This window comes from Pseudomonas sp. KB_12, from assembly GCF_052114545.1.
GTDB lineage: Bacteria > Pseudomonadota > Gammaproteobacteria > Pseudomonadales > Pseudomonadaceae > Aquipseudomonas > Aquipseudomonas brassicacearum.
In genome coordinates this window covers 32,942-44,005 of record NZ_JBFREY010000041.1, presented here as the reverse complement: position 1 = coordinate 44,005, position 11,064 = coordinate 32,942, and the positions used below count along the sequence as shown (strand labels likewise).

13 protein-coding genes are annotated in these 11,064 nt (G+C 60.8%); 5 read left to right on the top strand and 8 right to left on the bottom strand.

Translation table 11 applies throughout. From position 1 onward, the window contains the following. Positions 1-201: 201 nt before the first annotated feature. The gene (locus AB4Z20_RS24860) at positions 202-396 is read right to left on the bottom strand and encodes a DUF6021 family protein (RefSeq protein WP_014339307.1); all 195 of its coding nucleotides are present in this window, start codon (positions 394-396) and stop codon (positions 202-204) included. 100 nt (positions 397-496) lie between these two features. Then, positions 497-1,174: a peptidase C39 family protein gene (locus tag AB4Z20_RS24855; protein WP_442090793.1), complete on the bottom strand. Its 678-nt coding sequence runs from the start codon at positions 1,172-1,174 to the stop codon at positions 497-499. A gap of 224 nt (positions 1,175-1,398) precedes the next feature. Between AB4Z20_RS24855 and AB4Z20_RS24850 the strand changes: the two genes are divergently transcribed. Next, on the top strand, positions 1,399-1,563 hold the full coding sequence (locus AB4Z20_RS24850) for a hypothetical protein (RefSeq protein ID WP_258690761.1): 165 nt from the start codon (positions 1,399-1,401) through the stop codon (positions 1,561-1,563). A gap of 83 nt (positions 1,564-1,646) precedes the next feature. Here AB4Z20_RS24850 and AB4Z20_RS24845 read toward each other — a convergent pair whose 3' ends face one another. Together AB4Z20_RS24845 and AB4Z20_RS24840 are read right to left on the bottom strand one after the other, a co-directional pair. Continuing rightward, positions 1,647-2,396, bottom strand: a complete 750-nt coding sequence (locus tag AB4Z20_RS24845) for a TerC family protein (protein ID WP_063322133.1) — start codon at positions 2,394-2,396, stop codon at positions 1,647-1,649. A gap of 26 nt (positions 2,397-2,422) precedes the next feature. Beyond that, positions 2,423-2,674: a hypothetical protein gene (locus tag AB4Z20_RS24840; RefSeq protein WP_320390165.1), complete on the bottom strand. Its 252-nt coding sequence runs from the start codon at positions 2,672-2,674 to the stop codon at positions 2,423-2,425. Between the two features lie 139 nt (positions 2,675-2,813). On the opposite strand from AB4Z20_RS24840, the gene nhaR reads away from it, so the two are divergent. Next, entirely contained in the window at positions 2,814-3,710 is an 897-nt protein-coding gene (nhaR, locus tag AB4Z20_RS24835; protein ID WP_063322135.1) for a transcriptional activator NhaR, read from the top strand. Here the strand turns inward: nhaR and AB4Z20_RS24830 are convergent. Beyond that, a complete protein-coding gene (locus AB4Z20_RS24830; RefSeq protein WP_063322136.1) occupies positions 3,707-4,858 on the bottom strand; it encodes an MFS transporter in 1,152 nt (383 codons plus the stop codon). The genes nhaR and AB4Z20_RS24830 overlap by 4 nt on opposite strands. Before the next feature lie 282 nt (positions 4,859-5,140). On the opposite strand from AB4Z20_RS24830, the gene sstT reads away from it, so the two are divergent. Beyond that, the gene (gene sstT / locus AB4Z20_RS24825; protein WP_442090789.1) at positions 5,141-6,373 is read left to right on the top strand and encodes a serine/threonine transporter SstT; all 1,233 of its coding nucleotides are present in this window, start codon (positions 5,141-5,143) and stop codon (positions 6,371-6,373) included. A gap of 211 nt (positions 6,374-6,584) precedes the next feature. On the opposite strand, the gene AB4Z20_RS24820 is transcribed toward sstT, so the two are convergent. Next, positions 6,585-7,094 carry a DUF1993 domain-containing protein gene (locus tag AB4Z20_RS24820; protein WP_253473050.1) on the bottom strand — a complete coding sequence of 170 codons (510 nt, stop codon included), beginning with the start codon at positions 7,092-7,094 and terminating at the stop codon, positions 6,585-6,587. Positions 7,095-7,224: 130 nt separating this feature from the next. On the opposite strand from AB4Z20_RS24820, the gene AB4Z20_RS24815 reads away from it, so the two are divergent. After that, positions 7,225-7,872, top strand: a complete 648-nt coding sequence (locus AB4Z20_RS24815) for a YceH family protein (protein ID WP_320390163.1) — start codon at positions 7,225-7,227, stop codon at positions 7,870-7,872. A gap of 6 nt (positions 7,873-7,878) precedes the next feature. Here the strand turns inward: AB4Z20_RS24815 and AB4Z20_RS24810 are convergent, their stop codons facing one another. After that, a complete protein-coding gene (locus AB4Z20_RS24810) occupies positions 7,879-8,700 on the bottom strand; it encodes a shikimate 5-dehydrogenase (protein WP_320390162.1) in 822 nt (273 codons plus the stop codon). A 261-nt stretch (positions 8,701-8,961) separates the two neighbouring features. Here AB4Z20_RS24810 and AB4Z20_RS24805 point away from each other — a divergent pair, with 261 nt between their 5' ends. Continuing rightward, entirely contained in the window at positions 8,962-9,315 is a 354-nt protein-coding gene (locus AB4Z20_RS24805) for a hypothetical protein (protein ID WP_214508969.1), read from the top strand. A 219-nt stretch (positions 9,316-9,534) separates the two neighbouring features. Here AB4Z20_RS24805 and AB4Z20_RS24800 read toward each other — a convergent pair whose 3' ends face one another. Next, positions 9,535-11,055, bottom strand: a complete 1,521-nt coding sequence (locus AB4Z20_RS24800; RefSeq protein ID WP_214508968.1) for a nucleobase:cation symporter-2 family protein — start codon at positions 11,053-11,055, stop codon at positions 9,535-9,537. Positions 11,056-11,064: the final 9 nt, after the last annotated feature.

Below are 11,064 nucleotides of genomic sequence, written 5' to 3'. Positions count from 1 at the left end.
TGGGCCATGGATGGCCCTTCGCGGCGGCCCACGGAGCAATGCCGGAGTGAGGGCATGCCGAGCCTAAGCGAGGCACCGAGTGGTGGGGCAAAGCGCTTTTGGTTACTTTTGGCGCTCTTCCAAAAGTGACCCGCTGTAAGAGCGGAACCATAAGCCGCCGTTACCGCAGAAACGGATATACACACCAACCCACGGCAATCTCTAGACCTTCAGATCACCCAGCGGATCATAAGGCTTGGGCTTGCGCTCCTCCTTCTTGTCCAGAGGCGCCTTGGCCGGCCCTACCGGATCAACCTGAGGATCCTCAAGGTCCGGCGAATCCGGATCAAACCCCAGGTCATCACCACTGGAATGCTCTGACGAATGTGGCCCCGTAGGTGTTTTCGACTGTGCCATGCGCGCCTCCTCCAATCACGGTCGGAAAATGCCCAACCCTGACGATAAGAGCCTCAGGCCTGCCAGGTTGTGCCCGGCAAGTGACGAACGGGGGGAGCGATCAATGCGCCGTTTCCAAGGTCTTGGTGGCCCGCGCCGCCGCTTGCTCCTGCCCTGCCCCGGCCAATTCGGCCGCCGCTTTGAGCCACCGCTGCGAGTCGACATTGGCCGGAAGCTGCGTAGGTCGCTGGACCAGCACCGCCCAGCCGCCCGCGCCCTGGAAGTCCGATTCGAAGGCACTGAAGCTCATCAACTGCCGCGGGTTCATGCCTGCACGCAGCAACACCGTCTGCTTCCGACGGTCGTAGCCGACGAGAATTCCATACCGAGGCGCGGGCCAGAACGCCGAACCCTCGATATAGCGCACCAGCACCGGATAACCCGCCGCGACCTGCTCCAACAATACCGGCAGCCTGGGGCGGAGGGGATACACCAGCAACCCGTACTCCCGCGCCAGGGTGGGTATATTCTCCTGCAAACCAGCTTCGCCACCGGGCAGGTGCAACGGTTTTTCCAGCAGCCCCGGCGTGATGACAGTGCCTTGCAACGTCAGCAAGGCGGCCAGGGACTGCGGAGCGCCCTGGTGCATTTCACCACGGTAGAACGGCACGCTGTTAAGTTCCACCCGCTCGGGCAGGCGCTGGATCTGCGGCGACACACTGCCCGCACACCCCACCAGGGCAACGAGGCAGGACAGCGTCAGGACCAGTGATCGAAAAGATGAAATAACCGGTGACATGATGACTCTCTTGTTCAGACACCCGGCATCCGGGCCAGGCTTGGGTCGACGATCATAAGGCGCGCACAGCCCTGGGTATAGCCATAACCTTCGTTTTACGAGGGTGATAGAACGAACCGATCCGAACCCCAGCGCCATAGATCGATTAGCTGCAACACTTGAGCGACTAGACTGTCCATTGTACTGGGTGCGATATCCCGGACCGGGGATAGAAGGAGGCACAAATGAGCCTGACGACGACAATCCTGATGCTGATATTTGGCTGGCTGAGCGTAGCCACGGCCATGCTGTGGGGGGTGCTTCGAATTGCTCGGCGCCATCATCACGTGCCACCTGCGCCATCGGGAAAAGCCGCCAAACCGGCCCGGCACCACGCCGCCGCACACTGACTGCTCACGTTCAAACCCATACTTCTCAAATCCAAAAAAAAGCCACCCGGGCCTGGACCCGGGTGGCTTCTGTCTGCCTGGCATCAGGCGTTGTCGGCCAACGCCCTTTCCCTGGCCCGACGGGACAACATGTTCAACACTTCGATCGCCGCCGAGAACGCCATGGCCGCATAGATATAGCCCTTCGGTACATGGGCGCCGAAGCCTTCGGCGATCAGCGTCATGCCGATCATGATCAGGAAGCCCAGGGCCAGCATCACCACCGTCGGGTTGTCATTGATGAACTTGGCGAGCGGTTCGGCCGCCAGCAGCATCACCAACACCGACACAACGACCGCGATGATCATGATCGGCAAATGCTCGGTCATGCCCACAGCCGTGATGATGCTGTCGATGGAGAACACCAGGTCCAGCATCAGGATCTGACCGATTGCAGCAGCAAAGCCCAGGGTCACGCCGGACGTGGCCGACTTGGGGTCATTCGGTGCGGGGTCCATGCTGTGATGGATTTCAGTGGTCGCTTTCCACAACAGGAACAGGCCACCGGCGATCAGGATCATGTCTTTCCAGGAGAACGCCTGACCCAGGATTTCGATGACCGGTTCGGTCAACTGCACAATGAAGGCAATGGTGCTCAACAAGCCCAGGCGCAGGATCAGCGCCATGCCGATACCGATCCGCCGTGCCTTGGCACGGTGCTGGGCGGGCAGCTTGTTGGTCAGAATCGAAATGAAGATCAGGTTATCAATGCCGAGCACGATTTCCATGACCACCAGAGTTGCCAGGGCGATCCACGCGGTGGGACTGGCGGCGAGCTGTAAAAGATAATCCATGGGTCAGTCCTGACTGATGTGACGTGTTAGATGGTTTTGGTCGGGGTTTGTGTTTCGTCAACTTCGTCCGCCGGTTTTTTCTTCGGGCTGATCAACCCGCCGGTGGCTTCGCTGATCGCCTGTTCGGCGGCCTTGTGGGTGTCATCAATGGCCTGCTTGGCGGTTTGCGCTGCCTGTCCCATCAGTTGCTGGGCACTTTTTTCAGCCTGCTCACAGCCCGCCAATGTCATTGCAGACATCGTCAACAAGGCTGCAAGTCCCAGGGATTTGTATGTCATGAAATAAATGCCTCTTGAGAGAATAGAAGACGCACGAAAATGGCCCGCCAATGGCCAGGCATTCTAGAGACGCGAACACTTCAGGAAAATTCGTATTTTCAGCGGTTATACTTCGGTTTTTACGAATCCGTGTGAACCCATGCTCAATTACCGACAATTGCATTACTTCTGGGTGGTGGCGAAAACCGGCAGCATCGTGCGCGCCTGCGAGCAGTTGAACCTGACCCCACAGACCATCAGCGGGCAGATTTCCCTGTTCGAACAGACCTATAACATCAAGCTGTTTCGCCGCGTCGGACGGCAGCTGGAACTGACCGAGGCCGGCCGCCAGACCTTGCCCTACGCCGAACACATGTTCCAGTTGGGCGGTGAGCTGGAATTGATGCTGCGAGCCCAGCCCAACGAGCAGCAAACCCTGTTTCGGGTCGGGGTGGCGGATGTGGTACCCAAATCCATCGTCTACCGGCTGCTGGCGCCGACCATGGAGTTGAGTGAGCCGCTGCGCATTACCTGTCGCGAGGACAAGCTCGAGCGGCTGCTGGCAGACCTGGCGATCCAGCGTCTGGACCTGGTGATTTCCGACAGCCCAATGCCAACCCACCTGGACATCAAGGGCTACAGCCAGAAACTGGGGGAATGCGGGATCAGCTTTTTCGCCACCGCCGCGCTGGCCGAACGCTACGGGCAGGATTTCCCCCACGGCCTGCATGACGCTCCGCTGCTGATTCCCGGGCCGGAAACCGTGGTGCGCAGCCGCTTGCAACGCTGGTTCGCCGAGCAACAGATCCAGCCGCGCATCGTCGGCGAGTTCGACGACAGCGCATTGATGCAGGCCTTCGGCCAATCAGGCAGCGGGATTTTCATCGGCCCGAGCGTGATCGCCGAAGAGGTCAAGCGCCAGTACGGCGTAGAAGTGATCGGCCAGACCGACGCGGTGAGCGAATCCTTCTACGCCATTTCCGTGGAGCGCAAGGTCAGCCACCCCGGCATCGTCGCGATTGCCGAAGGCGCGCGTCGCGAGTTGTTCAGCGCTTAGCAGGTGACGCGAGGTTTGAAAGTCATCAGGAGCAACGCCAGCAGGATCGATACGAAGATGAACCCTGCCGCCGCAAACCCGACACTGCCCAGGCCCAGGGTATCGATGACCCGGCCACCAACCATCGCCCCCAAGCCAATCCCCAGGTTAGCCCCGGCGATGTTCAACGATGCGGCAAAGGCCGGGGCCTGCGGGGCCGCCTTCATCAGCCGCACATGGCTGACCAGGAACAAGGCCGCCTGGGTCACTCCCCAGATGCCCATCGCCGCCGCCAGCGCGAGGGGCGAATGAATGCTCGGTACCAACGCCACCATGCCGCCAATCAGGAACAGGCAGAAGACCATCGATGCGATCAACGGATGCCGGTCCACCGCCCGGCCGCCCAGGGAATTGCCCAGCAGCCCGACGGCGCCGAAGCCCATCAGGCACCAGCCCACCAGGGTGCCATCGAACCCAGCGAGGCGTTCGAGGATATCCGCCAGATAGGTGTAGGCGGTGAACATGCCGCTGAACACCAGGATCGACAACAGCACATGCCCTTGCATCAACGGGCTGCGCAGGATCTTGAATTGCGAACGAAAGCTCACCTGATGCTGGTGCAGATTGGTTTTCGGCAAGTAGATAAACAGCAGCAAGGCCTTGGCGAAGGCGATGACCGCCAGGATCGCGAACGCGCTGCGCCAGCCAAACGCATCGGAAATCAATGTGCCCACGGGAATGCCGAACACCGTGGCACAGACGATGCCAAAGCCGATTCGGGCGATGGCCCGCCCGGCCAACTGTGGCCCGACAATGTCCACCGCCGTTTCACTGGCCAGAGCCCAGAACACCGGCAGGCCCAGGGCCGGGATCAACCGGGCAACGGCCATCACCCAGATGTTGGGGGCGACTGCGGCGAGCATGTTGGCCAGACCGAACATCACCAGCACGCTGATAAACAACTTGCGCCGCTCAAAGCGGGCGAACCAGGCCGTCAGGAATGGCCCGAACGCCGCCACCGTAAACGCGAACAACGTCACCAGCAGCCCGGCCTGGGGGATGCTGACCTGCAAGTCGCGGGCGATGGAGGGTAACAGGCCAACGATGACGAACTCCGTGGTCAGCACGGTAAAACCGGCGGCCGACAACAGAAAAATGGGTAACAACATGCAGAACTCCAGCGAAACGACGACACCAGCGTCAGCCCGAGGGGCTCGCTGGCGGATATAGAAAGGTGATGAAGGCAAAGCCTAACAGAATGCGTCCACCAGACAAAACGCGCTTGAACACCCGAGTGACGGATCGTCACAGGTCCGTCAGATTTTTCATCGGGCTGTGATAAAGTCCGCGGCCTGCAAACGCCGTACTTTCTCACGGTCCGCTCATGTGGCCTGCCCGCTTGTTGCCCTGACTCGTCGACCGTTGCACACAATAAAATCAGAGATGCCGTTATGACAGCTTCGTCCGTTACCCCTATGCAACGCCTCAAACGCACCAGCCTGGTGACGCAAATCATCATCGGCCTGATCGCCGGTATTGTCCTGGCATGGCTGGCGCCCGACGTGGCCAAGTCCACCGCATTCATCGGCAAGGTCTTCGTCTCCGCGCTCAAGGCCGTGGCGCCGATCCTGGTGTTCGTGCTGGTCATGGCCTCGATCGCCAACCACAAGCATGGTCAGGAAACCCATATCCGGCCGATTCTGTTCCTCTACCTGCTGGGCACCTTTGCCGCCGCGGTGGTCGCGGTGATTGCCAGTACGCTGTTTCCCTCCAGCCTCGTGCTGTCGACCCAAGACGTCGCAGTCACGGCGCCCGGTGGCATCAGCGAGGTGCTGCAAAGCCTGCTGCTGAGCGTGGTGGATAACCCGGTCCGGGCGCTGATGGACGGTAACTTCATCGGCATCCTGGCCTGGGCCATCGGCATGGGCGTCGCCATTCGTCATGCTGGCCAGACCACCCGTACCGTGCTCGAAGACCTGTCCAACGGCGTCACCGTGATCGTGCGCCTGGTGATCCGCTTCGCCCCGCTGGGGATCTTCGGCCTGGTGGCCTCGACCCTGGCAACCTCCGGTTTCGGCGCCCTGCTCGGCTACCTGCACCTGCTCACCGTACTGATCGGCTGCATGCTGTTCGTGGCGTTGGTGGTCAACCCGCTCATCGTGCTCTGGAAACTGCGTCGCAACCCCTACCCGCTGGTATTCACCTGCCTGCGCGAGAGTGGTATCACGGCGTTTTTCACACGCAGCTCGGCGGCGAATATTCCGGTGAACCTGGAACTGAGCAAACGCCTGGGCCTGCATGAAGACACCTATTCGGTGTCGATCCCACTGGGCGCGACCATCAACATGGCGGGTGCCGCCATTACCATCACCGTACTGACCCTGGCGGCTGTGCATACCCTGGGTATCGCCGTGGATATGCCAACAGCCGTGCTGCTGAGCGTTGTCGCGGCCATTTGCGCGTGCGGCGCATCCGGGGTGGCCGGTGGTTCGCTGTTGCTGATTCCCCTGGCGTGCAGCCTGTTTGGCATTCCCAGCGAAATCGCCATGCAAGTGGTCGCGGTGGGTTTCATCATCGGTGTCCTGCAGGACTCGGCGGAGACGGCGTTGAACTCGTCTACGGATGTGCTGTTCACGGCGGCGGCGTGCCTGGGCGAGGAAGAGAAGCTCGCGCGTACGGCGTAACCATTACGGTGGCTGTTCGATCGCTATCGCGAGCAAGCTCGCTCCCACAGGGGGCAGCGGCGCTCACACAATAGCCGCTACACAACAGATCCCCCTGTGGGAGCGAGCTTGCTCGCGATAGCGGCGGCACATCCGCCGAGGATGTGCCAGTCAGCCACAAAAAAGCCCGGGAACGGCCCACACCGTCCCGGGCTTTTTCATGCCTGCGGGGTTAGAACGCGCCCATGTAGTCGCGCTTGCCCACTTCCACGCCATTGTGACGCAGCAAGGCGTAGGTGGTGGTGACGTGGAAGAAGAACTGCGGCAGGCCGTAGGTCAGCAGGTAGTTCTGGCCGCTGAAGCGCTTTTCCTTCGGCGTGCCCGGACGGGTAACGATTTCGATGCCTTCCTTGCCATCGATCTGCTCTGGCTTGATGTCACCGATGAAGGCCAAGACCTTGGCGATCAAGGCTTGCAGCTCGGCGAACGAGGTCTCGCTGTCCTCATACTTCGGCACTTCGATCTCGGCCAGGCGTGCAGACACACCTTTGGCGAAGTCCACCGCGATCTGCACCTGGCGCACCAGCGGGAACATGTCCGGGTACAGGCGAGCTTGCAGGAAGGCGTTCGGGTCGATGTTCTTCGCGGTGGCGTGGGCTTCGGCCTTGTTCAGAACATCGCTCAACGCGTTGAGCATCTGCTTGAAAACCGGGACGGAAGCGGCGTACAGGGAAATAGTCATGGCGATCTCATGCAGGTGGCAGGAAAGAATGAATCAAACGGCTGCAATTATAGCCACGGCTTGTTGCACAGCTTGTCTTTTATTGCGCAAGGATTAGGCTAGGCGGCTTCCACAGCATAGGGAACGCGCGATGAGCATCGAAGAACAACAGCAGGCTGAAGAACCACGGCTCAATAGCACGGAAATCCGCATCCTCGGCGCGCTGGTCGAAAAGCAGGCCACCAACCCCGAGACCTACCCGCTGACGCTCAATGCCCTGGTACTGGCCTGCAACCAGAAAACCAGCCGCGAACCGGTGATGAACCTCAACCCGGGCCAGGTCGGCCAGAGCCTGCGGGCACTGGAAGGTCGCGGCTTTACCAAACTGGTGATGGGCAGCCGCGCCGACCGCTGGGAACATCGGGTCGACAAAGCCCTGGAGCTGGTACCGGCCCAGGTGATCCTGATGGGCCTGCTGTTCCTGCGTGGCCCGCAAACAGTCAATGAGCTACTGACCCGTAGCGGGCGGATGCACGACTTCGAAGACGCCGAACAAGTCGTGCACCAGCTTGAACGCCTGATCGCCCGGGGGCTGGCGCTGCTGGTGCCACGCCAGGCCGGCCAGCGCGAAGACCGTTATGTGCACGCCATGGGCGATCCGGCGGACATCGAAGCGATTCTCGCCGCCCGCCAGCACCCGATGGAGCGTGGAGCCGGCGGCGCTGTCTCGCTGGAGCGCCTCGAAGAACTCGAAGCGCGGATCGCGGCCCTGGAAGAACGCCTGTCGCGGCTGGAATAGCAGCGCCTACACCGACCGGGCGAAGGCCACGGCTTTTTCAAATTGCTCCAGGTTGGGCCGCACGCCGGTGTACAGCACAAACTGCTCCAGGGCCTGAATCGCAATGACTTCCAGCCCGGTGATGACCCGTTTGCCTTCGGCCCGAGCGCGCACGATCAGGGGCGTTTCCGACGGGATCGCCACGACATCGAACACAGTCTCGGCCGCAGCGATGGTCTCGGGCTCAAACGCCAACTGGTCGGCCTCCGGGCCGCCGGTCATGCCGATCGGCGTGACGTTGATCAGCATCTGTGGCCGCCGGGTACCCAGGTCAGCTTGCCATTCATACCCCAGGGACTCGGCCAGGGCTCGCCCCGCGGCTTCATTGCGGGCAACGATCAGCCCGCTCTTGTAACCCCCATCGCGCAAGGCACTGGCCACAGCCTTGGCCATGCCGCCGCTGCCGCGCAAGGCAAAGGTCGAGTCCTTGGGCACCGCGTGGCTTTGCAACAACTGGGCGATGGCAATGTAGTCAGTGTTGTAGGCCGTCAGATGGCCGTTGGTATTGACGATGGTGTTGATGGACTGGATTGCGGCGGCGGAAGGATCCAGCTCATCCACCAGGGCAATGCAGGCTTCCTTGAACGGCATCGACACGCCGCATCCACGAATCCCCAGGGCACGGATACCGCCCACAGCTCCAGGCAAATCCTGGCTGCTGAACGCCTTGTAATAGAAATTCAGGCCCAATTGTTCGTACAGGTGATTATGAAAGCGCAGGCCGAAGTTTCCGGGACGCCCCGATAGCGACATGCACAGTTGGGTGTCTTTGTTGGGATTGATCTGCATGCGTGTCTCCTTGCAATTCACTTTCGGACAGACGGAATCACCGCTGCGAAAGGTTTTATTCGATGATGATACCGCCAGCTCAGCCCGGTCCCAGGCCCCTGGATAACGCAGCGCGGTAAGGAAAAGCGCTACAGACCTTACACAATATTTACCCAACGGCGTCGCAAATCCTGAGAAAATCGTTGTCAGAGCAAGTATCCCCGCGACCCTCATCGGGTCTGTTGCAGACCACAGGCGCCGGGGCCGAAACGAGGAACAGCCATGAATCGTAAACTTCCCATCATCGCCCTGCTCATGGGGGCACTCGCGGTCACCGGCCAGGCATCCGCCCACGGTCGTGGTGGTTGGGAGGGGCCCGCCGTTTTTGGTGCCATCGTCGGTTCGGCCATCGTTGGCTCGGCCTTCATCAACCGTGATCGGCCGGTGTATGTGCAGCAACAACCGGTCTACTACCAACCGCAGCCGGTCTATGTGCAGCAACCACCGCCGGTCTACTACCAGCCACAGCCGGTGTATGTAGAGCAACCGATCTACTATCGCCCAGCGCCGGTGTATTACGGGCCACCACGGGGCTACTACTATGGCCCACCTCGTGGTCATTACGGTCGCTGGTAATCAGCCTCCCGGGTAGCACAAAAAAGCCTGTGATCGATGATCACAGGCTTTTTTTATGTCCACTGGTTAACCGCTCCAACTGCGTAGGAGCTGTCGAGTGCAACGAGGCTGCGATCTTTCCCCAGACACTTGAATCTCAGGCGAAAGATCAAAAGATCGCAGGCTTCGCCAGCTCCTACAAAGCCCAGCGGGAGCGAGCTCCCTCGCCACAGGGACTTGTCAGACGTGCTCGCTGCTTTTCAGACGGATCGGCGCATGCTCCGCCGCCCCGTGAACAGGCTCAGGCACCACGGGAATCTCGTTGCCATCGCAGTCGTGCAGCTTGCCATCGCTGAAGTAATCACCCTCACGTAGCGCTGCCAGGTCCTGATAGCGCAACACTCGCTCGGTGCCGGCGGCGAAAACCGACTGCTGGTCGGAGTTACCGGCGGTGAAGTGGTTGAACGCCAGGTTCAGCGCGATCGCCATGATTGCCGAAGAACTGATGCCCGAATGGAAAATGGTCGCGAACCAGCTCGGGAAATGGTCATAGAAATTCGGTGCGGCGATGGGAATCATGCCAAAACCAATGGAGGTGGCGACGATGATCAGGTTGACGTTATTACGGTAATCGACTTTGGACAGCGTGCGGATGCCACTGGCAGCCACGGTGCCGAACAACACGATACCGGCACCGCCCAGTACCGAGGTCGGCACCGCCGCGATCACCCGGCCCATGAACGGCAGCAGGCCGAGCACCACCAGGAAGACCCCGCCGGTCGCCACCACGAAACGGCTCTTGATCCCGGTCACCGCCACCAGCCCGACGTTCTGGGCAAAGGCACTCTGGGTGAAGGAGCCAAAGATCGGCGCGATCATGCTCGACAGCATATCGGCACGCAAGCCGTTGCCCAGGCGCCTGGAGTCGACTTTGGTGTCGATGATCTCGCCCACCGCCAGGATGTCGGCGGAGGTTTCCACCAGGGTCACCATGATCACGATGCACATCGACAGGATCGCGGCGATGTGGAAAGTCGGCATGCCGAAATGGAACGGTGTCGGGAAGCCGAACATCGGGCCTTGGCTGACCGATGAAAAGTCCGCCATGCCAAGGAACACGGCGATGACAGTCCCAATGACCATCGCCAGCAGAATCGACAACCGCGAGATGGTTGCGCTGCCCATTTTGCTCAGCAATAGCACCAGCACCAGGGTCACCGCTGCCAGGCCGATATTGGCCATGCTGCCAAAATCAGCGGCGTGGCTGTTGCCACCCATGGCCCAGCGCGCCGCTACCGGCATCAGGGTCAGGCCGATGGTGGTGATCACGATGCCAGTGACCAGTGGCGGAAAGAACCGGGTAATGCGCGAAAACACCGGGGTAATCAGCAAACCAATCAGGGACGCGGCGATCACCGCGCCAAGGATGGCTTGAAAACCGCCTTCCCCGCCGCTGCCGACAATCGCCACCATGGTCGCCACGCCCGAGAACGATACGCCCTGCACCAAGGGCAGTTGGCAGCCGAAAAACGGCAGGCCGAGGGTTTGCAGCAACGTTGCCAAGCCCCCCGCGAACAATGACGCGGCAATCAACAGACCGATGTCCGCGGGCGAGAGCCCGGCCGCCTGGCCGATGATCAACGGCACGGCGACGATGCCACCGTACATGGTCAACACATGTTGCAGGCCGTAAGCCATATTCGCGCCGACGCCAAGGTTTTCGTCCTCGGGCCGTGGGAGTGAAACATGGGGCGTTTTCATGGTTCGGGG

Coding starts and splice junctions, on each gene's coding strand:
- AB4Z20_RS24840 (WP_320390165.1), bottom strand. CDS start 2,674: ATGACATACAAATCCCTGGGACTTGCAGCCTTGTTGACGATGTCTGCA.
- AB4Z20_RS24800 (WP_214508968.1), bottom strand. CDS start 11,055: ATGAAAACGCCCCATGTTTCACTCCCACGGCCCGAGGACGAAAACCTT.
- AB4Z20_RS24815 (WP_320390163.1), top strand. CDS start 7,225: ATGAGCATCGAAGAACAACAGCAGGCTGAAGAACCACGGCTCAATAGC.
- AB4Z20_RS24860 (WP_014339307.1), bottom strand. CDS start 396: ATGGCACAGTCGAAAACACCTACGGGGCCACATTCGTCAGAGCATTCC.
- AB4Z20_RS24845 (WP_063322133.1), bottom strand. CDS start 2,396: ATGGATTATCTTTTACAGCTCGCCGCCAGTCCCACCGCGTGGATCGCC.
- AB4Z20_RS24850 (WP_258690761.1), top strand. CDS start 1,399: ATGAGCCTGACGACGACAATCCTGATGCTGATATTTGGCTGGCTGAGC.
- AB4Z20_RS24830 (WP_063322136.1), bottom strand. CDS start 4,858: ATGTTGTTACCCATTTTTCTGTTGTCGGCCGCCGGTTTTACCGTGCTG.
- sstT (WP_442090789.1), top strand. CDS start 5,141: ATGACAGCTTCGTCCGTTACCCCTATGCAACGCCTCAAACGCACCAGC.
- AB4Z20_RS24805 (WP_214508969.1), top strand. CDS start 8,962: ATGAATCGTAAACTTCCCATCATCGCCCTGCTCATGGGGGCACTCGCG.
- AB4Z20_RS24810 (WP_320390162.1), bottom strand. CDS start 8,700: ATGCAGATCAATCCCAACAAAGACACCCAACTGTGCATGTCGCTATCG.
- AB4Z20_RS24855 (WP_442090793.1), bottom strand. CDS start 1,174: ATGTCACCGGTTATTTCATCTTTTCGATCACTGGTCCTGACGCTGTCC.
- AB4Z20_RS24820 (WP_253473050.1), bottom strand. CDS start 7,094: ATGACTATTTCCCTGTACGCCGCTTCCGTCCCGGTTTTCAAGCAGATG.
- nhaR (WP_063322135.1), top strand. CDS start 2,814: ATGCTCAATTACCGACAATTGCATTACTTCTGGGTGGTGGCGAAAACC.